The organism is Xylophilus sp. GW821-FHT01B05 (assembly GCA_038961845.1).
Lineage (GTDB): Bacteria > Pseudomonadota > Gammaproteobacteria > Burkholderiales > Burkholderiaceae_C > Xylophilus.
Window position 1 is genome coordinate 3,904,739 of the sequence record CP152408.1, and the last position, 26,461, is coordinate 3,931,199.

The 26,461-nt window shown below is 66.7% G+C and carries 30 protein-coding genes; 28 read left to right on the forward strand and 2 right to left on the reverse strand.

Going from position 1 to position 26,461, the window contains the following annotated elements:
- The first annotated feature begins 8 nt into the window (after positions 1–8).
- The 28 genes from AAFF27_18155 to AAFF27_18290 all read left to right on the forward strand — a co-directional run bounded on the left by AAFF27_18155 (position 9) and on the right by AAFF27_18290 (position 25,385).
- Positions 9–659: a hypothetical protein gene (locus tag AAFF27_18155; GenBank protein XAH21931.1), complete on the forward strand. Its 651-nt coding sequence runs from the start codon at positions 9–11 to the stop codon at positions 657–659.
- 40 nt (positions 660–699) lie between these two features.
- Positions 700–1,833 (forward strand): DUF6094 domain-containing protein, encoded by a 1,134-nt coding sequence (locus tag AAFF27_18160; protein ID XAH26262.1) that lies wholly within the window; start codon positions 700–702, stop codon positions 1,831–1,833.
- A 51-nt stretch (positions 1,834–1,884) separates the two neighbouring features.
- Entirely contained in the window at positions 1,885–2,205 is a 321-nt protein-coding gene (locus AAFF27_18165) for a methyltransferase (GenBank protein ID XAH21932.1), read from the forward strand.
- Between the two features lie 88 nt (positions 2,206–2,293).
- Positions 2,294–2,599: a hypothetical protein gene (locus AAFF27_18170; GenBank protein ID XAH21933.1), complete on the forward strand. Its 306-nt coding sequence runs from the start codon at positions 2,294–2,296 to the stop codon at positions 2,597–2,599.
- Positions 2,600–2,734: 135 nt separating this feature from the next.
- The gene (locus tag AAFF27_18175) at positions 2,735–5,014 is read left to right on the forward strand and encodes a helicase-related protein (GenBank protein XAH21934.1); all 2,280 of its coding nucleotides are present in this window, start codon (positions 2,735–2,737) and stop codon (positions 5,012–5,014) included.
- Positions 5,015–5,205: 191 nt separating this feature from the next.
- A complete protein-coding gene (locus AAFF27_18180) occupies positions 5,206–5,805 on the forward strand; it encodes a PilL N-terminal domain-containing protein (protein ID XAH21935.1) in 600 nt (199 codons plus the stop codon).
- Entirely contained in the window at positions 5,802–6,443 is a 642-nt protein-coding gene (locus AAFF27_18185) for a hypothetical protein (GenBank protein ID XAH21936.1), read from the forward strand. Before AAFF27_18180 ends, AAFF27_18185 begins: the two co-directional genes overlap by 4 nt.
- A gap of 14 nt (positions 6,444–6,457) precedes the next feature.
- Positions 6,458–7,183, forward strand: coding sequence for a TIGR03759 family integrating conjugative element protein (locus AAFF27_18190; protein XAH21937.1), 726 nt, complete (start codon positions 6,458–6,460; stop codon positions 7,181–7,183).
- Positions 7,165–7,755, forward strand: coding sequence for a transglycosylase SLT domain-containing protein (locus tag AAFF27_18195; GenBank protein XAH21938.1), 591 nt, complete (start codon positions 7,165–7,167; stop codon positions 7,753–7,755). The genes AAFF27_18190 and AAFF27_18195 overlap by 19 nt, the downstream gene beginning before the upstream one ends.
- A complete protein-coding gene (locus AAFF27_18200) occupies positions 7,752–8,300 on the forward strand; it encodes an integrating conjugative element protein (protein XAH21939.1) in 549 nt (182 codons plus the stop codon). The genes AAFF27_18195 and AAFF27_18200 overlap by 4 nt, the downstream gene beginning before the upstream one ends.
- A 4-nt stretch (positions 8,301–8,304) precedes the next feature.
- Positions 8,305–10,491 carry a type IV conjugative transfer system coupling protein TraD gene (gene traD, locus AAFF27_18205; GenBank protein XAH21940.1) on the forward strand — a complete coding sequence of 729 codons (2,187 nt, stop codon included), beginning with the start codon at positions 8,305–8,307 and terminating at the stop codon, positions 10,489–10,491.
- On the forward strand, positions 10,488–11,237 hold the full coding sequence (locus AAFF27_18210; GenBank protein XAH21941.1) for a TIGR03747 family integrating conjugative element membrane protein: 750 nt from the start codon (positions 10,488–10,490) through the stop codon (positions 11,235–11,237). Before traD ends, AAFF27_18210 begins: the two co-directional genes overlap by 4 nt.
- 98 nt (positions 11,238–11,335) lie before the next feature.
- The gene (locus AAFF27_18215; GenBank protein ID XAH21942.1) at positions 11,336–11,719 is read left to right on the forward strand and encodes an RAQPRD family integrative conjugative element protein; all 384 of its coding nucleotides are present in this window, start codon (positions 11,336–11,338) and stop codon (positions 11,717–11,719) included.
- The gene (locus tag AAFF27_18220; protein ID XAH21943.1) at positions 11,716–11,949 is read left to right on the forward strand and encodes a TIGR03758 family integrating conjugative element protein; all 234 of its coding nucleotides are present in this window, start codon (positions 11,716–11,718) and stop codon (positions 11,947–11,949) included. Before AAFF27_18215 ends, AAFF27_18220 begins: the two co-directional genes overlap by 4 nt.
- 16 nt (positions 11,950–11,965) lie before the next feature.
- Positions 11,966–12,325 carry a TIGR03745 family integrating conjugative element membrane protein gene (locus AAFF27_18225; protein XAH21944.1) on the forward strand — a complete coding sequence of 120 codons (360 nt, stop codon included), beginning with the start codon at positions 11,966–11,968 and terminating at the stop codon, positions 12,323–12,325.
- Between the two features lie 12 nt (positions 12,326–12,337).
- On the forward strand, positions 12,338–12,748 hold the full coding sequence (locus tag AAFF27_18230; GenBank protein ID XAH21945.1) for a TIGR03750 family conjugal transfer protein: 411 nt from the start codon (positions 12,338–12,340) through the stop codon (positions 12,746–12,748).
- Positions 12,745–13,437, forward strand: coding sequence for a PFL_4703 family integrating conjugative element protein (locus AAFF27_18235; protein XAH21946.1), 693 nt, complete (start codon positions 12,745–12,747; stop codon positions 13,435–13,437). Before AAFF27_18230 ends, AAFF27_18235 begins: the two co-directional genes overlap by 4 nt.
- Positions 13,434–14,348, forward strand: a complete 915-nt coding sequence (locus AAFF27_18240) for a TIGR03749 family integrating conjugative element protein (GenBank protein XAH21947.1) — start codon at positions 13,434–13,436, stop codon at positions 14,346–14,348. Before AAFF27_18235 ends, AAFF27_18240 begins: the two co-directional genes overlap by 4 nt.
- Positions 14,338–15,768, forward strand: coding sequence for a TIGR03752 family integrating conjugative element protein (locus AAFF27_18245; GenBank protein ID XAH21948.1), 1,431 nt, complete (start codon positions 14,338–14,340; stop codon positions 15,766–15,768). Before AAFF27_18240 ends, AAFF27_18245 begins: the two co-directional genes overlap by 11 nt.
- Positions 15,749–16,198, forward strand: a complete 450-nt coding sequence (locus tag AAFF27_18250) for a TIGR03751 family conjugal transfer lipoprotein (GenBank protein XAH21949.1) — start codon at positions 15,749–15,751, stop codon at positions 16,196–16,198. The genes AAFF27_18245 and AAFF27_18250 overlap by 20 nt, the downstream gene beginning before the upstream one ends.
- Positions 16,195–19,077, forward strand: a complete 2,883-nt coding sequence (locus AAFF27_18255) for a conjugative transfer ATPase (GenBank protein ID XAH26263.1) — start codon at positions 16,195–16,197, stop codon at positions 19,075–19,077. Before AAFF27_18250 ends, AAFF27_18255 begins: the two co-directional genes overlap by 4 nt.
- Before the next feature lie 13 nt (positions 19,078–19,090).
- Positions 19,091–19,873, forward strand: coding sequence for a thioredoxin domain-containing protein (locus AAFF27_18260; GenBank protein XAH21950.1), 783 nt, complete (start codon positions 19,091–19,093; stop codon positions 19,871–19,873).
- A gap of 186 nt (positions 19,874–20,059) precedes the next feature.
- Positions 20,060–20,554: a DNA repair protein RadC gene (gene radC, locus AAFF27_18265; protein ID XAH21951.1), complete on the forward strand. Its 495-nt coding sequence runs from the start codon at positions 20,060–20,062 to the stop codon at positions 20,552–20,554.
- A 159-nt stretch (positions 20,555–20,713) separates the two neighbouring features.
- Positions 20,714–21,160 carry a TIGR03757 family integrating conjugative element protein gene (locus AAFF27_18270; protein ID XAH21952.1) on the forward strand — a complete coding sequence of 149 codons (447 nt, stop codon included), beginning with the start codon at positions 20,714–20,716 and terminating at the stop codon, positions 21,158–21,160.
- Positions 21,157–22,104 carry a TIGR03756 family integrating conjugative element protein gene (locus AAFF27_18275; GenBank protein XAH21953.1) on the forward strand — a complete coding sequence of 316 codons (948 nt, stop codon included), beginning with the start codon at positions 21,157–21,159 and terminating at the stop codon, positions 22,102–22,104. Before AAFF27_18270 ends, AAFF27_18275 begins: the two co-directional genes overlap by 4 nt.
- 9 nt (positions 22,105–22,113) lie before the next feature.
- Positions 22,114–23,508: an integrating conjugative element protein gene (locus AAFF27_18280; protein XAH21954.1), complete on the forward strand. Its 1,395-nt coding sequence runs from the start codon at positions 22,114–22,116 to the stop codon at positions 23,506–23,508.
- Positions 23,505–23,864: a hypothetical protein gene (locus AAFF27_18285; protein XAH21955.1), complete on the forward strand. Its 360-nt coding sequence runs from the start codon at positions 23,505–23,507 to the stop codon at positions 23,862–23,864. Before AAFF27_18280 ends, AAFF27_18285 begins: the two co-directional genes overlap by 4 nt.
- A 15-nt stretch (positions 23,865–23,879) precedes the next feature.
- Positions 23,880–25,385: a conjugal transfer protein TraG N-terminal domain-containing protein gene (locus AAFF27_18290; GenBank protein XAH21956.1), complete on the forward strand. Its 1,506-nt coding sequence runs from the start codon at positions 23,880–23,882 to the stop codon at positions 25,383–25,385.
- Here the strand turns inward: AAFF27_18290 and AAFF27_18295 are convergent.
- A complete protein-coding gene (locus AAFF27_18295; GenBank protein XAH21957.1) occupies positions 25,382–25,741 on the reverse strand; it encodes a DUF3742 family protein in 360 nt (119 codons plus the stop codon). The genes AAFF27_18290 and AAFF27_18295 overlap by 4 nt on opposite strands.
- Positions 25,742–25,825: 84 nt before the next feature.
- Positions 25,826–26,458: an RES family NAD+ phosphorylase gene (locus tag AAFF27_18300; protein ID XAH21958.1), complete on the reverse strand. Its 633-nt coding sequence runs from the start codon at positions 26,456–26,458 to the stop codon at positions 25,826–25,828.
- Between the last annotated feature and the right edge of the window lie 3 nt (positions 26,459–26,461).

Consider the following 26,461-nt stretch of genomic DNA (forward strand, 5'->3'; position numbering starts at 1 on the left):
ACACCACCATGCCCGCAAACACTTCTTCCACCACGCTGTACCGCATCGACGAATGCATGGACGTGATGGCCGACGCTTGCGTCGGCGATGACCAGGGCAACCTGATCTTCCTGTCGATCTGGGCGCGGGACACCGCCGTCCAGCAGTTCCTCGCTCGCCTGACCCTCGGGCGCGACGAGCAGGGACTGGACCAGTTCCACGTCATCACCGACCAGGGCGGCAGCGTCCCGGTCTTCATCGGCAACGTCGATCGCCTGGAAAAGCGCATGACGCGCGCCTACCGGCGAACGCTGTTCGGTTCGCTGTCCAACGTGTGGCTGTTCGACCGCCGCTGCGTCAGGCCCGACAAGGCCAACGCCAGCGCACTGGCATTGCTGCCCAAGGGCAGCGCCCACCGGCTTGACCGCCTGTGGATGCTGGTACGGGACACCTGCCCACTGCCGCTGCTCGACCACTGGCGCGAGACCGTGCTGGAACTGCTGCAAACCCGCGAGATGCTGGCCCGCCTTCCGTTCGCCCTCGGGCCACTGGAAGGCCATCGGCTCGCCATCGACGTGCCGGCGCTGACCCTGGCGCTGGGCTCCCTGATCCGCAGTGACGTGCTCACCGCCTATCCCTATTCGGCCAAGATTTGGACGCCGGAAGCGGTAGCGGCTTGACCCACCCGCGAGAGCACGCCAAGGCGTGCTTTCGCCCTTCATCCCCGCCAACCAGGAGACTTCCATGGCCCTCATGTTCCCGCGGCTCGCCCGCAATTTCGCCAAGAACGGGTATTACCCGACCGACGAACCCACGCTCGAAAGAGCCCTCAACGCACTGATGCCCAGCGATGGGCCGATGTGCATCCTCGATCCCTGCGCCGGTGAAGGCGTGGCGATCGCCGAAGCCGCCCATGCCCTCGGGCGCGAGCAGGCCAAGGCGTTCGCCGTCGAGTTCGACGCAGAGCGGGCACGCCATGCCCGCGGTCTGGTCGATCACTGCCTGCACGCGGACCTGATGGACACGATGATCTCCAAGCAGTCGTTCGGGCTGCTCTGGCTCAACCCACCGTATGGCGACCTGTCCAAGGACGTCAACGGCAACATCGGCTACCAGGGCCAGGGCCGCGCTCGCCTCGAAAAGCTCTTTTACCAGCGCACCCTGTCGCTGTTGCAGTACGGCGGCATCCTGGTCTTCATCGTCCCCAGCTACGTGCTCGACGCGGAGCTGGTCGGCTGGCTGACGCGCCACTATGCCGATCTGCGCATCTACCGAGCGGTCGACAAGCAGTTCCGACAGGTGGTGATCTTCGGCCGCCGGGTGCGCCAGCGCGAGCTGGGACCCGATGGCGTCAAAGCCGTGCGCAATCTGCTGCTGCAGGTCGGGCTTGGCGAAGTCGAAGCCGAGGAGCTGCCGAGCGAATGGCCGTTCCTGCCCTACATCGTCCCCGCCAGTCCGGCCGAGCCGGAGCATTTCTTCCGCGTGACGATGGAGCCGGAGCAGTTCGCCGATGAGGTTGGTCGGCTCCAAGGCCTCTGGCCGTCGCAGGACACGCACCTGGGAGCCGCGCAGCAGTCGCTGCGTCCGCCCGCGCGTGCCTTGTCCCACTGGCATCTCGCCCTGGCTCTGGCCGCGGGTGCGATCTCAGGGGTTGTGCGCTCCAAGACCGGGCGCGTGCTCGTCGTCAAAGGTGACACCCACAAGGACAAGACGCTCCAGCGGGAATTCACCGAACGCGAAGACGGCTCCATCGCCGAGACCCGCATCCTCACCGACAAGTTCGTGCCTGTCATACGCGCGTGGGACATGACGCCCGGCTCCGCTACACGGGGCGAGGTCCTGACCATCCGTTAATCCACCGGGCGCGCTGCCGTCCTGCTGTACCACATCGAAGGAGAAACACCCATGTTCTCAAGCCTGTTCAAGCGGCCCGCGCCGCAGAAGCACCCGTTGTTCGCACCAGGTACGTTGCAGTTGAGCGAGAAGGTGCATTGGCTGGCCCGCAAAGGCCTGGTCGATCCCTTGGCCTATGTCCAGCGCCATGTGCGCGGTGACTGGGGCGAGACCGACGAGGCCACCCGACAAGCCAACGATGTCGCAATCCGCGGGGACGATCCGGTGATCTCCCACTTCAGGATCACGCCCGAACTGGTGTTGATCGTCAAGACCAGCGAAGACCACCGGACCACGGTGATCCAGCTTCCCGAAGAACGGGACATGATCTGACAGCACCATCGTCGTCTTCATCCACCTGCCGGAGCCACTTCACTCCGCCAGGGGTGTCGTGGCTCAATGACTCATCAAGGAGGAACCCATGGCATCACATCGCATTGAAACCTACTGCCACAGGCTGGCGTTCCCCATCGGTGCACTCATCTTCAGCAGAGGCATCGACCGCCTGGTCCGCACGGATCGTCTCGACCCGATCCCGTACTTCAGGCGCCACACCCGTGGCGACTGGGGCGACGTCAACATCCAGCAATGGCAGGCCAACAGCACTGCACTGCAATCGGGTGCATCGCTGGAATCCCGCTACGTGATCCATCCGGGGCTGGCCATCCGCATCGTCACCGATGCGCAGCGCAGCGCCACCGTCATCGTACTGCCGTCCGAAGGCTGAGCACGATTCACCAGCAGGCCGCCACGGCCGGCAACTTCGACCACCTCGGCCAAGCGCCGATTTCCTTCCCACTGCAGGGCATGCCATTGCCCCGCTGGGGGTGGTGCATGCCCCATTTCTCATTGGAGCATCACCATGTCCCTCGATCTCGAAACCACTGCCGCTGAAGCCGCGCCCGTACAGGGCGAACTGCTCGATGCGGAATCTTCCCCTCTGACCCTGAGCCTTCAGGATTTCGTCGGCGAGTTCGGCGACGAACTGCTCGACGCCCTCAACAGCGCCAACCCGCCGGTCTATAGCGGCCAGCCGCAGGCGCACCGACAACTCGTCGTCGCCAGCCTCAAGCGCAAGCTGTTCCCGGCCCAGGCCGAAGTCGTCCACGCCGCCGCCGAGTTGCTGATCGACCGTGGCGAACGCGCCGCGATCGTCAATGGCGAGATGGGCTGCGGCAAGACGACCGTGGGTATTGCCACGGCCGCCGTGCTCAACGCCGAAGGTTACCGCCGCACCCTGGTTCTTTCGCCACCGCACCTCGTTTACAAGTGGCGGCGCGAGATCCAGGAGACCGTGGCGGGCGCCAAGGTGTGGGTGCTCAACGGACCGGACACGCTCGTCAAGCTCATCAAGCTGCGCGAGCAGTTGAACGTCCAGCCCACGGGCCAGGAGTTCTTTGTCCTGGGCCGCGTGCGGATGCGGATGGGCTTCCACTGGAAGCCCGTCTTCACCCAGCGGCGTACCCGTCACGGCAACGTGGCGGCCTGCCCCGATTGCGGCACGGTCATCACCGACCTCGACGGCGAGCCGGTCAACCCGGTCGCGCTCGAAGCCGAGGAGTACCGCAGGAAGTGCAGCCACTGCGCCGCGCCCCTATGGACGCTGATCCGCCCGCGCAGCCTGTCCGGCAGCGACCAGTCCTCGTCCGTGCTGAAAGCCTTGAAGCGCATCCCGACGATCGGAGAAGTCACCGCGCAGAAGCTGATGCAGAAGTTCGGCGACGGGTTCCTGGCGTCGATGCTGGGCGACAACATCCATGAGTTCATCAACCTCATGGACGGCAACGGCGAACTGGTGTTTTCCGACCGTCAGGCCACGCGCATGGAACGTGCGATGGCGAACATGGAGTTTGGCTTCGGCGAAGGGGGATACCAACCCTCAGAGTTTGTGAAGCGCTATCTTCCACAGGGCACGTTCTACTTGCTCATCGCCGACGAGGCGCACGAGTACAAGAACGGTGGCAGTGCCCAGGGTCAGGCGATGGGCGTGCTGGCGGCAAAGGCTCGCAAGACCTTGCTGCTGACCGGAACCCTCATGGGGGGATACGGTGATGATCTCTTTCATCTACTGTTTCGAGCCCTGCCTGGGCGAATGATCGAAGACGGCTACCGCCCGACCACGAGCGGCAGCATGATCTCGGCCGAGATGGCGTTCATGCGCGATCACGGCGTCCTGAAGGACATCTATTCCGAGAGTACCGGCACGGCGCACAAGACGGCCAAGGGCACCAAGGTATCGGTGCGCACGGTCAAGGCCCCGGGCTTCGGCCCCAAGGGCGTGCTGCGCTGCATCCTGCCGTTCACGATCTTCCTCAAGCTCAAAGACATCGGCGGCAACGTCCTGCCGCCGTATGACGAGGAGTTCCGTGAAGTCGCAATGGAAACGGCGCAAGCCGCGGCCTACCGCGATCTGGCGGGTCGGCTGACCGCGGAGCTGAAACAGGCTCTGGCGCGACGCGATACGACGCTGCTGGGTGTGGTGCTCAACGTGCTGCTGGCATGGCCGGACTGCTGCTTCCGGTCGGAAACCGTGGTGCATCCGCGCACGCGCAACACCTTGGCATTCGTCCCGGCTCAGTTCAACGAGTTCGAGGTGACGCCGAAAGAGCGCGAGCTGATCGACATCTGCAAAGAGGAGAAGGCGCAGGGCCGCAAGGTCCTCGCCTACGCGGTCTATACCGGCACGCGCGACACCACGTCACGTCTGAAGGTGTTGCTGGAGCAGGAAGGCTTCAAGGTCGCGGTGCTACGCGCGAGCGTGGACGCCAGCCGCCGCGAGGACTGGATCGCCGAGCAGTTGGACCGTGGCATCGACGTGCTCATCACCAACCCCGAGCTTGTGAAGACGGGACTGGACCTGTTGGAGTTTCCGACGATCGTGTTCATGCAGTCGGGCTACAACGTGTACTCGCTCCAGCAGGCGGCACGCCGCTCCTGGCGCATCGGGCAAAAGCTGTCCGTGCGCGTGATCTACCTCGGCTACGCGGCCACCTCGCAGATGACCTGCCTGGAGCTGATGGCCAAGAAGATCATGGTCTCGCAGTCCACCTCGGGCGATGTACCCGAATCCGGGCTGGATGTGCTTAACCAGGACGGTGATTCCGTCGAAGTGGCGCTGGCCCGGCAACTGGTCGTCGCCTGATCTCCATGCCAACGCCGGCCTAGCGCCGCCGGCTCTTCCTTGTTCCCACCTCGCAGCCACGCCCACGGTATCCGTGGACGTGGCTGTTTTTTTCATGTCGGCAAATCGGGCGCTGCCTGGTTCGCATTGTTTGCTGCCGCTCGTGGCCCGAGCGGCGATGGTGAGGGCTCGATGTTTCAGGACGACGCGCCATGTGCCCCTCTCCACCCTGGTTTCACCATCCCGAGCGCCGCCTGCTGGCGGGTTTTTTCGGCCTGCTTTGGTCGGCGCTGGCTGGCGGCTGCGCGACGACGAGCGCGCCGGTCGCGCCCGACACCATCGAGGAAGTCTCGGCCGCGCCCGTACCCGAGGCGCCCGAGTACATCCCCGTCGTGCGCTATGGCCGCTACACGCTTGTGGTACTGGCACCGACAGCAGCGCAGCGCGACCTGCTGTTGCAGACCATCGACGTGTCGGTCCCCGAGGAGGCCCGCGCCACGGTCGGCGACGGGCTACGGCATGTGCTCAAGCGCAGCGGTTACGGCTTGTGCCAGACGGCGCACGCGGTGATCGAGCTGTACGCACTGCCGCTGCCGGCAGCGCACCTGCACCTCGGCCCCATGACCTTGCGCGATGCACTGCTCACTCTGGCTGGCCCGGCATGGGAGCTGCACGCGGATGACCGCGCACGGCAAATCTGCTTCGAGCGACCCGGCGACAGCATGACCGCCGACAACGCACCCGCGCCGCCCGCCACCGAGGCGGTGCAGACGCTCCCGCTGGCACCCGCGGTTTCAGGAGGCCAGCCATGAACGCTCCGCAACCCGCCCAGCGTTCAACCGCCGCCGAGGTGGTTCAGAGCCTGATGTGGTTCTGGCTGCTTGGCCTCAGTGTTCTCGTGGCCCTGGGCTACCAGGCCATGAACGACCAGGCCGACCAGGAACGACTCGATACCCGGCTGCAACGCCTCGAAGCGCAGGTGACAGGCCAGGCCGAGACCATCGAGGCCATCCAGCAGCGGCCGGCCGTCGCCACGGCGGCGGACCTCAAGGACACCCGCCAAATCCTGGAAGCACGCGCGGCCCAGGTCGAGAAATCGCTGAGCGCCTATGCCGCTGCCGACGACCTTCAGGCACTGCGCGCCGAAGTCGAGCAGGTCAAGGCGCGGCAGACCGCTGCGCGCGCCGCTGCACCCGCCCAGCCGCGCACCAGGAACAAGCCCACCGCCAAGCCCGAACCGCCGCCGCTCTCGTTCCGCATCGTCGGTGCCGAACTGCGTGCCGGCGAGCGCAGCGTGTCCGTCGCGCCGAGCAATGGCGACTTCACGCCCGACCAGCTTCAGGTGCTGCTACCCGGCGATGCGGTCGGCCCGTGGCGCTTGCAAGCCGTCGAGGGCAACACCGCGGTGTTCCAGGCCGGCGACCAGACCCGCCGCGTGGCGATTCCCTGACCGGAGCAGATCGCATGAAGCCATCGATCATCTTTTCCGTTCTCCTGCTGGCGTTCACCCAGTGGCCCGCCTGGGCGCAGCAGCCCGCCACGGCTCCCGCCCGCAATGCGCAAAGCCAGGAGCGCCCGCTGGCCGCCCGCATCCTGGACGACCGGGTGGCGAGCGACTGGGGCCTGCAACCGCAGGAATGGGCGCGCTACCGCGAACTGATGGACGGGCCGCTGGGCATCTACTCGCCCAACCTGGACCCGCTGTCGGCCCTGGGCATCGAGGCCCGCACCGACGAGGAACGGCGCCGCTACGCAGAACTGCAGGTGCAGGTCGAGGCGCGCCGCGTCGAGAAGCTGCTTGCCTATCAGCGCGCCTACGACGAGGCCTGGCAGCGCCTGAACCCCGGCATGCAGCGGGTGAACCTGCCGGACGACAAGCCGGTCGCCGGCGCCACGCGCGGCTCCGGCCGCACGGCAGTGTTCGTCAAGGACGGCTGCGTGGCCTGCGGCCAGCTCGTGCAGCGCCTGCAATCCTCGGGGGCCGAGTTCGACCTGTACATGGTCGGCAGCCGCCAGGACGACGCGCGCATCCGCGACTGGGCCAAGCGCGCGAACGTCGATCCGGCGCGCGTGCGCCGCGGCACCATCACGCTCAACCACGACGGCGGCCGCTGGCTGTCGCTGGGCCTGCCCGGCGACTTGCCCGCGGTCGTGCGCGAGATGAACGGCCAATGGCAGCGCCAGCCATAGCCGCACCCCTGCGCGCACTGGTGCTCACCGCTGGCCTGTGCGCCTGCGTCGCCCAGGCCCAGGAGGTTCCGCCACCGGCCTATCAGCTCGCCGCGCAGCGCGCAGGCATCCCCTCGACCGTGCTCTACGCCGTGGCCTTGCAGGAAAGCGGCATCCGCCGCAACGGGCGCATCGTCCCGTGGCCGTGGTCGCTCAATGTCGCCGGCCAGTCGCGCCGCTATGCGACCCGCGCCGATGCCTGCGCGGGCTTGCAGCAGGTGATGCGCTCCACGCCGCACACGCGCATCGACGCGGGCCTGGGCCAGATCAACCTCGGCTACCACCAACAGCGCTACGCCAGCGCGTGCGACCTGCTGGACCCGTACCGCAACCTCGCCATCGCCGCCGAGATCCTGCGCGAGCAGCACACCCCCGGCGAGGACTGGTTGCTGGCAATCGGCCGCTACCACCGTCCTGCGGGGGGCGAGCCCGCCGCCCGCTATCGCCGCAGCGTGTCGCGCCACCTTGCCCGCGTGCAGGGCGCGCGCCCAACCGTCGCGGTCCTCGCCGCGCGCCAGGAGACATCCCCATGACGAAATCCCATCTGGCCCATTTCTCGGTGAAGGGCCTGCTCGTGCTGCTGGCGGGTCTGCCGCTGGCCTCGCATGCCGGCGAGCCGCTGATCGTGGTCGAAGACCGCGGCGGCGCGTCGGCGCTGCCGTACTACGAAGCCCTGAACCTCCAGCCGCGCGCCAACGCGCCGGCCCGGCCGCCGATCCCGACGCCCCAGGTTCCCGCCACGCCGGCAGACGAGGCCGCGATGCTGCCGGTACGCAGCGCCAAGCTCACGCCCGGCGCCGTCGCGCGGCGGGTCATCGAGGCTCCGGGTCTGCGACCTTTCGTGGTCGTCGGCGACGACGAAACTTCCCGGGCCTGGCTGCGCCGCCAGGCGGCAGCGCTGCGCGAGCGCGGCGCGGTCGGCTTGGTGGTCAACGTCGAGACCGTGCAGGGCCTGGAGCGGCTGCGCGCCCTGGTGCCTGGCGTGCCCCTCGCGCCCGTGTCCGGCGACGACCTGGCTGAGCGTCTGGGCCTGCGGCACTACCCGGCGCTGATCACGGCCACCGGCATCGAGCAATGAACCCATGTCGGGGAAACAGCCGGTCGAGGTTCTGCTTCGCCCAGCGGTGGAGCTATATACCGTCGCGGCGTGTGCAGGCGCCGCGTTTCTGTCCCTGGTGGCCCCGTGGTCGCTCGCGCTGAGCCCCGCCATGGGCGTCGGCAGCGCGCTGGCCTTCGGTGGCTACGGTGTGATCCGCTACCGTGATGCCCGCGTCATCCTGCGCTACCGGCTCAACATCCGCAGGTTGCCTCGGTACGTGATGACCAGCAAGGACGTGCCGGTCAGCCAGCAGCGGCTGTTCGTGGGGCGCGGGTTCCTGTGGGAACAGAAGCACACCCATAGGCTCATGCAGACGTACCGGCCGGAGTTTCGGCGCTACGTCGAGCCGACGCCGGCCTATCGGCTGGCCCGGCGTCTGGAGGAACGGCTGGAGTTCGCGCCGTTCCCGCTGTCCCGGCTGTCGAAACTCACCGGCTGGGACGTGCCTTGCAACCCGGTGCGGCCGCTGCCGCCCGTGGGCGGCCTGCCGCGCCTGCACGGCATCGAACCCGAGGAGGTGGACGTCAGCCTGCCGCTGGGCGAGCGTGTCGGGCACTCGCTGGTACTGGGCACCACGCGCGTGGGCAAGACCCGGTTGGCTGAGTTGTTCGTGACGCAGGACATCCGGCGCAAGAACGCCGCAGGCGAGCATGAGGTCGTGATCGTCATCGACCCTAAAGGAGATGCCGATCTCCTGAAGCGGATGTATGTCGAGGCCAAGCGGGCGGGCCGCGAAGGCGAGTTCTATGTCTTCCATTTGGGCTGGCCGGACATTTCCGCGCGCTACAACGCCGTAGGCCGCTTCGGTCGCATCTCGGAAGTCGCCACCCGCATCGCGGGCCAGCTCTCCGGCGAAGGCAACAGCGCAGCCTTCAGGGAGTTCGCGTGGCGTTTCGTCAACATCATCGCCCGCGCCCTGGTGGAACTGGGTCAGCGCCCGGACTACATGCTGATCCAGCGGCACGTCATCAACATCGACGCGCTGTTCATCGAGTACGCCCAGCACTACTTCGCCAAGACCGAGCCCAAGGCCTGGGAGGTGATCGTTCAGATCGAGGCCAAGCTCAACGAGAAGAACATTCCGCGCAACATGATCGGGCGAGAGAAGCGCGTCGTCGCGCTGGAGCAGTACCTCTCCCAGGCCCGCAACTACGACCCGGTGCTGGACGGCCTGCGCTCTGCCGTCCGCTACGACAAGACGTACTTCGACAAGATCGTCGCCAGCCTGCTGCCGCTGCTGGAGAAGCTCACCAGCGGGAAGATTTCCCAGCTTCTGGCCCCGAACTATTCCGACCTGGCCGACCCGCGCCCGATCTTCGATTGGATGCAGGTCATCCGAAAGCGCGCCGTCGTCTATGTGGGCCTGGACGCGCTGTCCGACGCCGAGGTCGCCGCAGCGGTCGGCAATTCCATGTTCTCTGACCTGGTTTCGGTCGCAGGCCACATCTACAAGCACGGGATTGACGATGGCTTGCCGGGCGCTTCAGCCGGTGCGCGCGTGCCGATCAATGTCCACGCCGACGAGTTCAACGAATTGATGGGCGACGAGTTCATTCCGCTGATCAACAAAGGTGGTGGCGCCGGGCTGCAAGTCACCGCGTACACGCAGACCCTCTCGGACATCGAGGCCCGTATCGGCAATCGCGCGAAGGCCGGTCAGGTGATCGGCAACTTCAACAACCTCTTCATGCTGCGCGTGCGCGAGACGGCCACCGCCGAACTGCTGACCCGGCAACTGCCGAAAGTCGAGGTCTATACCACCACCATCGTCTCCGGCGCGACCGACAGCTCGGACATCCGCGGGGCGACGGATTTCACCAGCAACACGCAGGACCGCATCAGCATGTCCAGCGTGCCGATGATCGAGCCGTCGCACGTCGTCGCCTTACCCAAAGGGCAGTGTTTCGCACTGTTGCAGGGCGGCCAGCTCTGGAAGGTTCGCATGCCGCTGCCGGCAACGGACCCCGATGAGGTCATGCCGCAGGATCTGCAACAACTGGCGGGCTACATGCGCCAGAGCTACAGCGAGGCCACGCAGTGGTGGGAGTTCACCAGTTCCCCGGCGTTACAGGACGGGGCCTTGCCCGACGACCTGCTGGATGATGCCGCTGCGGCCGAACCTGGCCCGGTGGCCACCGACGACAGCGCCGGCAATGAGGCCTCGCAATGAAGGATGCCGCCTCGACCGCGCAGCGGGAGCAGAACCAGCGCCAAGGCCTGATCGTCGGCCCCATCACCTTGCCGTTCCGGCTGCTCGGAGTGCTGATCGGCTCGCTGCTGTTCTCCATCGTCGTGGAATGCGTCGGAATGCACCTGTTCTGGAAGGACCAGGGCTGGCGTCACTCCCAGCAGATGTTGCAGTACGAGCTGGGGCACCTGTCCAACCACTTCACGCGCAGCGTGGTCGTGCAGGAGCCAGGGCGCACGGCGCATGAGCTGGTGGATACCGGTTACGAATGGGTATTCGTGCGCTCAGGACTGCTGGAACGCATGAGCCAGACCGCCGAGCGTGCCCGCGTGCCCAGCCACGAACAGACCCACAACTTCCGCTACTACATCAGCCAGGTCTATGTCTGGACCGAGAGCTACCTGATCGCCGCGGCCTTCACGACGCTCACTTTCCTCGTGCGCCTGCTGGTCCTGGTGCTCACGCTGCCGCTGATCTTCACCGCGGCATTCGTCGGCCTGATCGACGGCCTGGTACGGCGTGACGTGCGCCGGTTCGGGGCGGGCCGGGAGTCCGGTTTCATCTACCACCGCGCGAAGGCGAGCCTGATGCCGCTGGCCGTGTTGCCGTGGGTCACGTACCTGGCCTTGCCGATCTCGGTGCATCCACTGCTGATTTTGCTGCCGAGCGCCGCCTTGCTGGGACTGGCCGTGAGCCTGACGGCGGGCAGCTTCAAGAAGTACCTCTAGGCCATCAATCCGGTCATCCGCGGGTTCCTATTGTTTGCGGCCTGAAACAGCCCTGATCTCCACGATCAACCCATTGCTGATCACACAGGAATGGCGCGATGTTGGCTCCGATCTGGCAGCGCGCCGCGCATCGCGGCGTGCCCATTTTTCTCGTGACGGCCCTCCTGCTGGGCCAGTCCCCGATGGCGTTGGCCGAGTCCTCCGCACAGCGCCAGGAGCTGGTCGCCGCGCTGCGTCAACTCGACGCGCTGGAGCGCACCGTCACCGACAGCGCCGCGCATGCCCCCATCCAGCCGGGCGAGCGCTACCACTTCGATTACCCGCGGCTGCTGGCTGACCTGGCGCGCGTGCGCGCCGGCATCCAGGCCCACCTCACACCGTCGCGTGCCCAGCCGCGCGACCCCGCCGAACTGGCCGGCGACTACCGCACCGAGCGGCCCGCCTCGCCATCGCCGACGACGACTGCGGAGGGCAAGCCATGAACGGCGCCCAGGTCTCGGCATTTCAAGCCAACAGCGGCATCGCGCCTTCGGCGATGGCGACCGTCCTGGTCGGCGTCGTGTTCGCGGTCCTGCTCGTTTGGGGCGTCTGGGCCATCCGAACGGCCTACGTAGGGTGGTCCGAGAGCCGCCTCAACCAGCGCCAGTTCCTCGGCGTCTGCATCCGCTTCGTCGCGATGTACCTCGTCCTGAGTTTCTTCCTCCTCTCCTGACCTGAAAGGCCTGACCATGCAAAACCGCATCCTCACGTCCCGTTTTTCCCAGCGTGCCGCCGTGGCCCTGGGCGCCGCCGCGCTGCCCGCGCTGTCGTTCGCGCAGGGGCTGCCGCAACTGGAGAACCCGACCCGCGGCACCGGCAACGGCATCATGGAAACGATCCGCAACTACGGCTACGACATCATCATGCTCGTGGCCCTGCTGGTCGTGGCGTCGATGTTTATCGGCGTCTGCTACCACGCCTACGGCACCTACGCGGAAATCCACACCGGCCGCAAAACGTGGGGCCAGTTCGGCCTCACGGTCGCCATCGGCGCGGTGCTGCTCGTGATCGGCATCTGGCTGCTCACCGAAGCCACCGGCATCCTGTAAGGCGAGGCCGGTATGTCCGAGCAGCAGCACGTCCGTGCGGACGGGACGGTCACGTTCCTTCCGCACCGGCTCAACCGCCATCCCGTAGTCGTGCGCGGCCTCACCGCCGACGAGCTGTGGATCTGCTGCGGCCTGTCCGGCGCCGCCGGCCTGCTGGTCGGTGCGCCGCTGTCCTGGGTGTTCCGCACGATCGCGCTGGCGCCCACGTTCGTCGTGCTGGGCGTGGCCTTCGGCGTGTTCATCGGGGGCGGCATCCTGCGTCGGCTCAAGCGTGGGCGTCCCGACACCTGGCTGTACCGGCAACTCCAGTGGCGCATCGCCACGCGCTACCCGCTGGTGGCAGGCTGGGTGGGCGGCCACGTGCTGATTTCACGTTCCGGCTTCTGGACCACCCGACGGTCTGCCGCAAGGGGGGCACAATGAGCCGCTTCAAGAACGAGATCACCCATCTGCAGGCGCACATCAAGACGCTTCGCCTGGGTGCTGGCGCGCTGGTCATCGTCGCCTTGGTCATGGGCGGCGGCTGGTGGAGCGCGCCGCGCGACCTGACCATCCACGTCCCGCCCGACCTTCGCTCCGGCAGCACTCGCCCCTGGTGGGACGTGCCACCCGAATCGGTCTATGCGTTCACCTTCTACGTCTTTCAGACGTTGAACCGCTGGCCGACAAATGGCGAAGAGGACTACGCGCGCAACCTCCACACGCTCTCGCCTTACCTCACCCCGTCGTGCCAAGCCTTCCTGCGCGCGGACTACGACTATCGCCGCTCCACGGGCGAGCTGCGCCAACGCGTGCGCGGCATCTACGAAATCCCCGGCCGCGGCTATGGCGACGACCCCACGGCGCGCGTGCGCGTGGTTTCCGACCGCGACTGGGTGGTGACGCTGGACATCACCGCCGACGAGTACTACGGCGCCGAGCAGGTCAAGCGGGCCTTGGTGCGCTACCCCGTGAAAGTCACGCGGGTGGACGTCGATCCCGCACGCAACCCGTTCGGTCTGGCGCTTGACTGCTATGACGGTGCCCCCCAGCGCATCAGCACCCCGGAGCCGACGCGCCCGGCGCCTGGCGGCCTGTCTCCCCAAGCGCCCCAAGGAGGAAACACCCCATGAAGCACCCTGTACTCACACTGCTGGGGCTGCTGGCCGTCGCCGTGGCCCCCGCTCAGGCGGTGGAAATCCTGCGCTGGGAACGCATGCCGCTGGCGGTGCCGCTGAAGGTCGGCCAGGAGCGCATCGTGTTCATCGACCGGAACGTCCGCGTGGGCGTGCCCGCAGGCGTGGGTGAACGCCTGCGTGTCCAAAGCGCGGGCGGTGCGGTGTACCTGCGCGCCAGCGAGCCGATCGAGCCGACGCGGTTGCAATTGCAGGACGCCGACACGGGCGCGCTGATCCTGCTGGACATCGCGGCCGAACCGCCCAAGGACGGCGAAGCCGAGCTGGAGTCGGTGCGCATCGTCGAGGGCAGCAGCACCCCGGCGCGCTACGGCGATCAGGCAGGCGGTGCCGATGAGGCCCCCGCGCGCGCGCAGGACCAAGCAAGTACGCGGGCAACCCGGCGCGAAACCCCCGTGCCGGTCGTCCTGACGCGCTTCGCCGCGCAGAACCTCTATGCGCCGCTGCGCACCGTGGAGCCGCTGCCGGGTGTCATGCGGGTCAACCTGCGCCGTGACCTCGACCTCGGCACGCTGATGCCGACGCTGCCGGTGCGCGCGGTCGCGCTCGCGTCGTGGCGTCTGGAAGACCAGTGGGTCACTGCCGTGCGCTTGACCAACACCGGCGCGGGCTGGATCACGCTCGACCCGCGCGGGCTGCAAGGCGACTTCCTCACCGCCACCTTCCAGCACGAAGCACTCGGCCCGCGCGGGACGCCAGAGGACACGACCGTCCTGTACCTGGTGACGCGGGGGCACGGCCTCGCGCAATCGCTGCTGCCGGCGATCCACCGCTTCGACCCGGCTGCGCACCTGCCACAGCCGGAAGCTGAAGCCGGCGACGGCAAGGAGGCCCGCCATGCGCAGTAACGGCTTGCTCAAGTGGCTGATGATCCCAGTCGCCTTGCTGGTGCTGTTCGTCGCCATCCGGTTGTTTTCGGGTGGAAGCACGTCGGCACCGCCGACCGCAGAGTCCAGCTCCAAGCTCACGCCCGAAGAAATGAAGGCGCTGGGCATCGAAGGCGATACCCCGCGCGACACCGTTGCAACCTTGGTAGCGCAGGTGAAGCAGTTGCGCACCGAGCTTCAGACCGCGCTGACCGACAACAAGTCGCAGCGCGAAGAGAACCAGCGGCTGCGCCAGCGCGAAAACTCCATCGATCAACGCATCAACTCAGCCCTCGAATCCGAGCGCTCCAACCTGCGCCGCGACCAGGAACAAGCTGCCAGTGCGCGCCAGCAGACCGAAGGGCTGCTCGCCGACCTGCAGCGGCGTCTGGATAGCATCGGTGGGCGCGGCGGCGGCCATGCCGATCTGCCCGTGGGCCTGGGCCTGCGCGATGGCGACGAGGCCGGCATGGAAGGCGGCATGCGCTGGGTCGAGCCGGACGACGCGAAGAAGGCCGAGGCACGCAACGGCAGTCGTGGCACGGGCAGTGGCATGAGCTTCCCGACGAGCTTCGGCCCAGCGCAAAGCACGCTGGAAACGACCGCGGAAAACGTGGCGAACGCCGGCGCCCGCGCTGCGGGGGTCAAGACCGCGAAGCCTGTCTATACGGTGCCGACCAATTCGACGCTCATGGGCTCTGTGGCGATGACGGCGCTGATTGGGCGCGTTCCGATCGACGGGACGGTCAACGATCCGTACCCCTTCAAGGTGCTGGTCGGTCCCGACAACCTCACGGCAAACGGCATTGACATTCCCGACGTGGCCGGCGCCGTGTTTTCCGGCACTGCCTCGGGCGACTGGACACTCTCGTGCGTGCGCGGTCAGGTGCGCAGCATCACCTTCGTCTTCCACGATGGCACGGTTCGCACCATCCCCGAGGACCGCGAGGGCAACCAGCAGAACAACCAGCAGCAGAACTCTCAAAGTGGGGGCCTGGGCTGGATCAGCGACCCCTACGGCATTCCGTGCGTCAGCGGTGAGCGGCGCAGCAACGCCCAGCAATACCTCGGCTCGCAGGCCCTGATCACGGCGGCCGGTGCCGGCGTGGCCTCGCTCATCGAAAGCGACAGCGGCCGCATGTCTTATGTCGGCTCGGACGGCTCCATCGGCACCGTGGGCATCACCGGCCAGGAAGCGGTCGGCCAGATTCTCGCGGGCGGCGTCCGGGACATGTCGGCCTGGGTCAACAAGCTCTATGGCCAGGCCTTCGCCGCCGTCTATGTGCAGCCCGGTGCCAAGGTCGCCGTCCACCTCGAAAAACCGCTCGCCATCGACTTCGATCCCGAAGGCCGCAAGGTCGATCACCGCGCAGGAGAAAGCCATGCCCTCGAACTTGAATGACCTGGCCCGTGGCCTGGCGCTGGCCCTCACTGTCGCGGTGCTCGCCGGCTGCGCCACCAGCAAGGAAGAGCTGCTGCCCCACGGCGACAACACGATGATGGACGTCTGGCAGCAGAACGCCGGGGACGGCGGCGGGGGCACCGGCCAGGTCGCACGCCGGCAGTTGCTCGATGCCCGCCAGAGCCTGCGCCGGCCGATGACCGACGCCGACGTGCAGGCCGCGCCCGCCGAGCAGATGCGCTACACGCGCACCGCGCAGAGCGAGGTCTATCGCCAGTTCCAGCGTCTGCCCAATCCCGACCTGGTGATGTACGTGTACCCGCACCTGGCGGGCACCGACCCCGTGCCCGTGCCGGGCTACACGACGGTCTTCCCCTTGTACCAGCGCGTGCAGTACGCCATGCCGGGCGAGCGCGTGGAGGACTACTGATGTGGAAGCTCCCTTGGCCTAAGCCGGCCGCGCCGAAGCTGGCGGCATCCGGCGCTGGCGGTGACGAACAGCCGGACGGCTGGCAGCGCCACGTCGAGACCTTGCGACAGGCCGGCATCCCTGAACCCGGCGCGGCGGTCCAGGACCGCAGGCCGGCGACCGTGGCCGACGAGCAGGCGCTGTACGACGTCGCGCCGTCCTTCACGGAACTGCTGCCTTGGGTGGAGTTTCTGCCCCAATCGAAGTCCATGTTGCTGGAGGACGGGCAATCGGTCGCGGCCTTCTACGAGCTGGTTCCGTTGGGCACCGAGGGCCGGGAACCCGGCTGGCTGGCGCATGCCCGCGATGCGCTCGAAAACGCCCTGCAAGACAGTTTCGATGAACTGGACGAGAACCCGTGGGTACTCCAGCTCTACGCCCAGGACGAGCCCAGCTTCGACCAGTACATGCAGACGCTGCGCGACTACGTGCAGCCGCGCGCCTGCGGCACGGCGTTCACCGAGTTCTACTTGCGCTTCTTCAGCCACCACCTGCGCGCGGTGGCCAAGCCCGGAGGTCTTTTCGAGGACACGGTGGTCACGCGGCTGCGCTGGCGCGGGCAGACGCGGCGCGTGCGCATGGTCGTCTATCGCCGTGCCACCGGGCAGGCGAGCCGCCGTGGCCAGACGCCCGAGCAGATGCTGAACATCGTCTGCGACCGCCTGTGCGGCGGACTCGCGAACGCTGGCATCCAGGCGCGGCGCATGGCGGCGGCCGACATCCACGACTGGCTGCTGCGGTGGTTCAACCCGCGGCCCACGCTGCTCGGGCCTGGGGCCGAGGACCGGGAACGCTTCTACGCACTGGCGCGCTACCCCGACGAGACCGAGGCTGGCGAGATCGAATTGGCGAGCGGACGAGATTTCAGCCAGCGGCTGTTCTTCGGCCAGCCGCGCTCCGACGTGGCGCACGGCACCTGGTACTTCGACGGCATGCCGCACCGTGTGCTGATCACCGACCGGCTGCGCATGCCGCCCGGCACCGGACACCTGACCGGCGAGACCCGCAAAGGGGATGCCATCAACACGCTGTTCGACCAGATGCCGGAAGACACCTTGCTTTGCCTCACGATGATCGCGACGCCGCAGGATGTCCTGGAAGCGGATCTCAACCATCTGGCGAAGAAGGCCGTGGGCGAGACGCTGGCGTCGGAGCAGACGCTCAAGGACGTGCAGGAAGCCCGTTCCCTGATCGGCAGCGCGCACAAGCTCTACCGGGGAACGCTGGCGTTCTATTTGCGCGGCCGGGATGAAGCCGAACTGGACCGGCGCGGCCTGGATCTGGCGAACGTGATGCTCAATGCCGGCTTGCAGCCGGTGCGCGAGGACGACGAGGTGGCGCCGCTGAACAGCTACCTGCGCTGGCTACCATGCTGCTACAACCCCGGCCAGGACCGGCGCAAGTGGTACACGCAACTGATGTTCGCCCAGCACGCGGCGAATCTGTCGCCAGTGTGGGGCCGCGCCCAGGGTACGGGGCACCCCGGCATCACGATGTTCAATCGCGGTGGCGGCCCGATTACGTTTGACCCCTTGAACAGGTTGGACCGGCAAATGAATGCCCACCTGTTTCTGTTCGGCCCCACCGGCTCGGGTAAGTCAGCGACCCTCAATAACCTTTTGAACCAGGTCACGGCCATCTACCGGCCGCGGCTGTTCATCGTGGAAGCGGGGAATTCCTTCGGCCTGTTCGCAGACTTCGCCCGGCGCCTGGGCCTGACCGTGAACCGGGTCAAGCTGGCCCCTGGCTCGGGCATCAGCCTCGCGCCATTCGCCGATGCACGCCGGTTGATCGAAACACCGAGCGACGTGCAGACCCTCGATGCCGACGCGCTGGACGAAGATCTGCCCCCGGATGCCTCGGCCATGGAGGCGGACGAGCAGCGCGACGTGCTGGGCGAACTGGAGATCACGGCGCGGCTGATGATCACCGGCGGCGAAGACAAGGAAGAGGCTCGGATGACGCGGGCCGATCGCTCGCTGATCCGCCAGTGCATCCTCGACGCCGCCGAGCACTGCGTGGCCGAGAAGCGCACGGTGCTCACGCGCGACGTGCGCAACGCACTGCGCACCCGTGGCCAGGACCCGACGCTGCCCGAGATGCGCCGCGTGCGGCTGCTGGAGATGGCCGACGCGATGGACATGTTCTGCCAAGGCACGGACGGCGAGATGTTCGACCGCGACGGCACGCCCTGGCCCGAAGCCGACATCACCCTGGTCGATCTGGCGACCTACGCCCGCGAGGGCTACAACGCCCAGCTCTCGATCGCCTACATCAGCCTGATCAGCACGGTGAACAACATCGCCGAGCGCGACCAGTACCTTGGCCGCCCGATCATCAACGTCACGGATGAGGGGCACATCATCACGAAGAACCCGCTGCTCGCGCCATACGTGGTCAAGATCACGAAGATGTGGCGCAAGTTGGGCGCCTGGTTCTGGCTCGCGACGCAGAACATTGACGACCTGCCACGCGCCGCGGAGCCGATGCTCAACATGATCGAGTGGTGGATCTGCCTGTCGATGCCGCCGGACGAGGTGGAGAAGATCGCCAGGTTCCGCGAACTCTCACCCGCGCAGAAAGCGCTGATGCTGTCGGCGCGCAAAGAAGCGGGCAAGTTCACCGAGGGCGTCATCCTCTCCAAGAGCATGGAAGTGCTGTTCCGCGCCGTGCCGCCGAGCCTATACCTCGCGCTTGCGCAGACCGAACCCGAAGAGAAGGCCGAGCGCTACCAGCTCATGCAGCAATACGGCTGCACCGAACTGGAAGCGGCCTTCAAGGTGGCCGAGAAGATCGACCAGGCACGCGGCATCGAGTCGCCAGCCCTGGAACTGTCGTAAGCCGGAGAACGCCATGGAACAGAAACGTCCTTCCATTCCGATGCAGGTTCAGGCGTTTCGTCGTCGCCGGCAGCACCACTGGCGCTGGGCTTTGGCTGCTGCGCTGGTCGCGCTGCTGCTGATCTGGCTGGTGTCCCGGACGCCCGGCGAGTCCTCACCGCAGTCGTCCACGCCGGTGAACGTGGCGCAGGTGGCCGGGCCGCCCTGGCAGACGGGCAACCCGGAGGGCCGTTTCACGCTGACGCTCTATGCCGACCTGGAGTGCCCGTTCTGCCGGGAGTACTTCCCGCAGCTCAAGCGCTGGGTCGGCAGCAACGCCGATGTCACCCTGCAATGGCACCACCAGCCGCTGGCCGCGCACGAGCCGGCCGCGTCGGCCGAGGCGCGCCTTGTCGAGTGCGCCGCCGAAGCGGGCGGGCATGGCGCGTTCTGGCATGCGGTCGAATGGGTCTATGCCCACACGCGCAGCGACGGCCAGGGATTGCCCGAGGGCCTGCGCTACCCCGAATCGACGCCGGCCGTCGAGCAGTGCATGGCGAGCGAACAGGCCGATGCCGTCATCCGCGCCCAGGCCACGGAGGCCACCAAGAGCGGCGTGACCGCCACGCCATCGCTGCGCCTGCTCGATCGCCAGACGGGCCAAGCCATTCTGCTGCAGGGGCCGATCGAGGGCGATGCGCTGCTGTCGGCCATGGACATGCTGGCGTCCGAGGACACAGCCAGCGACGCGGCGGCTTCGCCCGCCACCCCCACATCCGAAATGCCTGCCGACGTTGTCGGCGACATGCCCAGGTAGCCCTCGGTCTTGGAGGCTACGGCGCGGTTTGCCGCGCTGACCGCTACCCGTTCGCTTTCGCATCCTGGCTGCGAACAATCACCGCTGAGCGGTGGTGGATGCACCTTGTTCCGCTTTTTTCCATCCCCAGGAGGGCTTGCCCTCCCAGGGCGTGCGCCCTCCGATCTCACCCTCCGGAGGTTCACCATGTCTTTCGTTGCCAATGACTCCTGTGTGGAGTCGCTTTCCGCCGTCGCAGCCCAGCATGAGGACTGGATCATCCAGCAGGCCATCGCGCTGCTGGAGCGACGGATCTTCAAAGTCGGACCGTGCCTCAGCCGCCCGGCTGCCGTGCGGGACTACCTGCGTCTGAAACTGGTCGCTGAGCCCAACGAGGTATTCGCAGTCGTGTTCCTGGACAGCATGCACCAGGTGTTGGCCTACGAACCGCTGTTCAGGGGCACGATCAATTCGACTGCGGTCTATCCGCGTGTCGTCGTGCAGCGTGTATTGGAGCTGAAAGCCGCCGCTGTGGTCTTCGCGCACCAGCACCCCTCGGGTATCACTGAGCCATCGAGCGCGGATCGCGCGCTGACCCAGCAACTCCAGGCGGCGCTCGCGCTCATCGATGTTCGGGTACTGGATCACATCATCGTCGGCCTAGGAAATCCGTACTCCTTCGCAGAGCACGGCCTGCTGTAGCACATCGCTTCATTGATCACTGCGGGGGCTTCGGCCTCCGCTTTTCTTTGCGGCGAGACAAGCAGGTATGCGGGGTGCCCGCGATGCGCATTGTTTGTGGGGGCCGCATCGGGTTCGGCGTTTGACTATGGCCCTGATCAACTTCCAGGGGCACGCGACATGCCAGCACCTCTTTCCAGGTTCGCGCCGGGCTGGCGAACCCTCGGCTTGGCCGTAGCGCTGCCGGCAGCCCTGGCCGTTTTCAGCCCAGCCACCTTCGCCGCCGACGTGGTGGTCGTCACCGACAGCCGCCACCCGGTCAAGACCATGGGTGGCGAGCGGCTGATCGATCTGGACGAAGCCCATCGGATTGAAGCGGAGCTTTCAGCGGAACTGCCCACCGATCCCGAACAGGCGACGACCATCGTCAAGCGCCGGCTCTCCGGCGGCGGCCCCGACCTCCAGCGCCGCATCGCTTCCGCATACCAGGGCGTTACCGACGCATGGAGCCTGGGCATCACCAGTATCCCGGCCGTCGTGGTGGACCAGCGCTACGTCGTCTATGGCGAGCCGGACGTGGCGCGTGCCGTGGCCCGAATCGAGCAGCACCGGGGGACACAGCCATGAGCCGCCCGTTCGACCTGCTGCGCCGCCTGCGCGCTGGCGTGGCGTCCGTGCTACTGCTCAGTGCCACCGGCAGCTACGCTCTCAACACCGCCACCATCGTCGGCTCGGTGGCGTCGCCCGACTGCCTCGAATACCGCGTCGTCGGCATCTGCTACTGGCTCTACTGCACCTGGACCGGCTGCACGGTGCGCACGTCCACCAAGGTGCGCCACTACATCCCCGATGCGGTGGTCTCCAGCTACAGCAATACCGGCGAAAACCCCTGGGTCGAAGTCCGGGCAATGAGCACGCCCAACCCATCCGCCCAGGCTGGCGGGGACGGCACCACCAACGAAGACCACGAAAACAACCTCGCCAAATTCAAGAACAGCGATGTCATCGGCCATCCCGGCGGCGAGGTGTTCAACCAATTCGCTTCGTCCTCGGGCTATTTCTGCCAAGGCGCGGGCACGGCGTTCATGCCGTACTTGCTCAGCACCTTGGACACGCTGGCCTGGCGCTACAACGTGCCCGAGATGGCCTACCCGGAAGCGCTGATTCCGGGCCGGCGCGAGGTCGGCGCTCGCACCACGATGAACCTCTGGGGCAACGTGTATCCGCGTGGCGGCTTCCTGCACCAGACCGACGACCACAAGGCCGGCGCAGTGGTGGCCCAGCGTGCGGGCGATGTCGTCACGCGCCGCGGGCAGATCCACGTCTATCAGCCGCTGCTCGCCAACTCCCGCGACGGCTACTGGCCGGCCGGCGCGCTGGTCGAAGGCGATGCCTCCACCGGGAAGTGGCAGGAGCTGACGCCTCGGCTGTCGAGCACCTGCGTGGTCTTTCCTCACAGCGGCACGCTGACCCAGGCCCAGCAAGGCGATTACGCCTGGGCGCTGTGGCGGCCATATGCCTGCTGCGAACGCCGCGGGCAGGTGTTCCTGGGCAGCGTCGATTTCCTCTGAGGTGCCCCGATGAAGCATCCTGAACCAACCTATCTCTCCACCAGGGCATATCGCCGGCTGCGCCCGACGATGCTGGCCGGCGCCCTCGCCCTGGGCTGCGGCTTCGCGTGGGCGCAGACCGGATACCAGACCAGCGGTCCCATCCTAGGCGACGAGGTGATGTATTCGATCGGCGGTGGCAGCGCGGTGTCCATGGGCCGTGCGGCCAGCATGCGCTCGATTGGTGTCGGCGTGGGTTGGAACAGCAACCTCATCTGCGGCGACATGAGCCTCCAGACCACACTGCGCAACCAGCTCAACGGCATCACGAACGGCTTCCAGCAGATCATGAGCAATGTGATCCAGAGCGCGACCAGCGCGGTGGCGTCCCTGCCGGCGCTGATCATCCAGCGCGCCGATCCGGGCCTGTACAACCTGCTGACCAACGGCGTGTTGCAGGCGCGCCTGGACTTCGACCGCTCCAAGCTGACCTGCCGCGCCATGGCCGAGAAGATGGCCGAGACGGCAGGCGGCCAGCTCGGATGGAGCCAGATGGCCGAAGGCATGGCACTGCGCGATGCGGTGTCGAGCACCGACGCCGTGTCGGCAATCGAACAGGCCGAGACACGTCGGGGCAACGACGGCGTGCCTTGGGTGGGCGGCAGCAATGCCGGTGGCGCGGGCCAGTCCGCCATCCGGGTGGTCGGCGACGTCACCCGCGCGGGCTACAACCTGGTCAACGGCCGCGGCGTGACCGACACGTCCTCCATCTCACCCGCCAGTTGCGCGAGCCTGTCCTGCCAGGCCTGGACGTCGCCGCAGCAGGCGACCGAATGGGCGACGCGGGTGCTCGGGGAGCAGGTGCAGCGCACGTGCGACTCTTGCACCAAGACCGAGACCGTGCCCGGCGTCGGGCTGACGCCGCTGATCCAGGAGGAATACGAGACGAAACTGGAGGCCCTGCAGGAGCTGATTTCCGGAGTGCGCAACACGACGTTCGAGAACCTGCGCGAGGCTGGCAGCACGTCGCTGCCCATCACGCGCGGCGTCATCGAGGCGCTGCGCGACGAGCCGGACCAGGACCTGCTGGCACGCCGCCTGGCCTCGGAGGTCGCGCTGTCGTCGGTGCTGGAGAAGGCATTGCTGCTTCAGCGGACCCTGCTGACCGGCAAGAAGGAACCCAATGTGGCGGCGAACCAGTTGGCGGTCGAGGCCGTGAATCATGAGAGCGACACGCTCGACCAGGAGATCCGCAACCTCAAGACCGAACTGGAGCTGCGGCGCGAGCTGGCCAACAACTCGCCCATGGCCATCATCCAGCGCCACGGCACACGCGCGGCCGGCTCGCGCGGCATCTACGAAGGCGATCCGGTGCCCGACCGCCTCGACCAGTTGCAGAAGGGCAATCCGGGAGGCAACCCATGAGCCCGATGCACGCCAGTTGGCTGCGTGCGCGCTGGCTGTTCAGCCGGCGCGCGGCGAAGACCTTGCTGTGGCTTGTACTGGTCGTGGCCGTCGCCGTAGGGGTCAACGTCGCCGGCATCTACCTGGTCGGCAGTGTTGCGGCCTGGGAACGTTGGCTGGCGGCGTCCGCAGGGTATTTCTTCATCTGGCGGCTGTGCTTGTACGGCGCGACAGCATACGGATGGATGTGGATGCGCCGCCGGCTCCTGGCGCGCGAGGCCGACGACGCGCAGGCACGGCGCCGTCTGGTGCGCAGCGAGGTCGCTGGTGTCGTCGCCATCGTGGCGCTGGAAGCCAGCCTGTTGATGCAGGGCTGAGGGGAGGTTCCGGCCATGACGCTTTTCACGACCGACTACCTGGAGTATTACCTGACGCTGGTCTCCTGGATCGTCCACAACGGCATCTGGGCGGTGCTGGTGTCCAGCGGGGTATTCGCGCTGCCTTTCGTCGCCATCGTCGTGCAGGAGTGGCTGAAGGCCCGTGCAGAAGGCGCCGACGAAGGCAACAAGGGGGTGCTCTCGGCTGCGCGCATCGAGAACCGGGTCTTCGTCGCCATCGTGGTGGTGATGTTCGCCGGCATCCCGTTCATCGACGTGGACCTTAGCACCATCCAGTACGACAGCTCGCGCTCGGCGCAGTGCCAAGTCAGCGTTCCGCAGCCCACGGAAACCGGCTGGTCGCAGTCCTTCAGCACCATCAACAACCAGTCGGCGAAGGTGCCGGTCTGGTGGGCCTTCATGCACGCGCTCGCGCGCGCCGTCACAAGCGCCTCGGTGGCGGCGATCCCGTGCGGCACGGACCTTCGGCAAATGCGCATGGAGATCGACGCGACCCGCATCGACGACCCGGTACTGGCTCAGGAGGTAGCGGATTTCTCGCGGGATTGCTATGGGCCTGCGCGGGCCAAACTGTTCATGCAGCGCCCTCAGCTCGATGAGCAGCAGATGCACGACGTGACCTGGATCGGATCGAGGTTTTTCACGGACACGGGCGGCTACTACGACACATACCGCTCCAGCACGCCGCGCGACGACTGGCCCTACGACAGCAACCGCGATGCCGGGCTGGCTCAGGTAGCCAGCGGCGGCGGCTATCCGACCTGCAGGCAGTGGTGGGCCGATGGCAGCAACGGACTGCGCGCGCGGCTGCTGGGCCAGGTGGACCCCAGCTTGTTGAATCGCCTGGCGGGCTGGGCCGGATTCTTGACCCGGGCCGAGGTGGACGACTCGGTGATCCGCACCATTGCGTCACCGCGGCAGCAGAAATTGAATCAGGGCAGCGTCTATACGGACTACGGCGGTCAGATCGACAAGACCCTGCCGAACATCGTGACGCGCGCCACGGGCGACGTCGGCATGGCAGTCGGCGCGATTGCCGCTTTTCCCGCCATGGACGTGGTGCGGCAGGCGCTGCCCATGGTCCTCGCCTTGCTCAAGATGGCGCTCGTCATCTGCATCCCGCTCGTGCTGGTCGTGGGCACCTATGACCTGAAGACGGTCGTTACCGTCAGCGTAGTGCAGTTCGCGCTGTTCTTCACGGACTTCTGGTTCCAGCTCGCACGCTGGATCGATTCGACGATCCTGGACGCGCTCTACGGCTGGGGCTTCGGCTGGAACCGCCCGCACACCAACTTCGATCCGCTGGTGGGGCTGAACAACGCCTTCGGTGACATGCTGCTGAACTTCGTGATGGGAGCGATGTTCATTGTGTTGCCCGCATTCTGGGTTGGGACGCTCGCTTGGGCTGGCGTTCGGGCAGGCAACATTGCACAGATGATGGCGACATCCACCGATGGCGCCAAAGCCGCAGGAAGCAAAGCCGTCAACAAAGTGGTCTAGTCATGGTCCTCTTGACCAGGATCAACGCGAGTTTCACCCCGATATAGACCATAGCCTGACCAACCCATACGCCATTCCGCTTTCTCGTCATCCTCTTCGATAGACGATTTACTGGCAGCTCGAGCAACCATCGCCATGAACACAAGCAGCAGCGCCAGCCAGAATGCGGAATAGAGCAGCACCCCCAGTACCGCCAGCTTGACCACCCATATGAGTGCTGTGGCACCAGCCCGCGGCACACCCTTGGCAACCAACCAGTTCGATGCCCGCCGTTCGCCGCGCACATAGGCGCGCCATCCACGGCCAAAGGCGCGGCCGAGGCGTTCTGTGGTGCTGGTGCGGGTCGTCGTGTTCATGGTCGTCTCCTGCTGTTGAGGAATGCCTATTCCAGTTTGCTCCAATTCATTCGGTTTGAGGCTTCAATGCGCTTTCTTGCTGCTTCAGGACGCTTCGTCCTCCGGCTCCACCGGGCCGGGATCGGGTTCCACGCCGATGCGGTAGGTGGCAACGAACTGCGGCCAGTCCACATGGTCAACCAGGTCGATGTCCTCGACAACGCTGATCTTGGCTCCCGCACGCTCGAACAGGGCGATGCTCTTGGCGGGATAGTTGTTGCGCGACGGGTAGAGCACCCCATCGAACAGCGGCTGGCCGTCATTTCTGCGCATCGCATGCACCTGGGCGGACACCTGCTGCGTGTTCGTGTAGTCGCGGCTGGCCAACTGCTCCAGATTCAGGCCGAAGTAGCCCGCCATGACGCCCGGTGCAGTGAGATCGGCCAGGAACACGTCGTCCATCACGCCTACTGCACGGACCATCCGGGCGCTGACCTCCTTCAGGGCGATGGAGCGCTTCGTTTCTTCAAGCCACTGGTGCCTGTGAAACACCGACTCCATCAGCGCCGTGGGCAGGTCGCGCCCCAGGTAGAGCACGCCATAGTCCCGCGCCGGGTCATCGTAGCGATTCGTGCCGCTGCGGCCATAGTACAGCGAGCTGCCCCGATAGACGACGCGGCTCACGTGCTGGAGCAGTTCACCGGCATCGATCAAGAACGTAGGCAGCTCCCGGCTCATAGC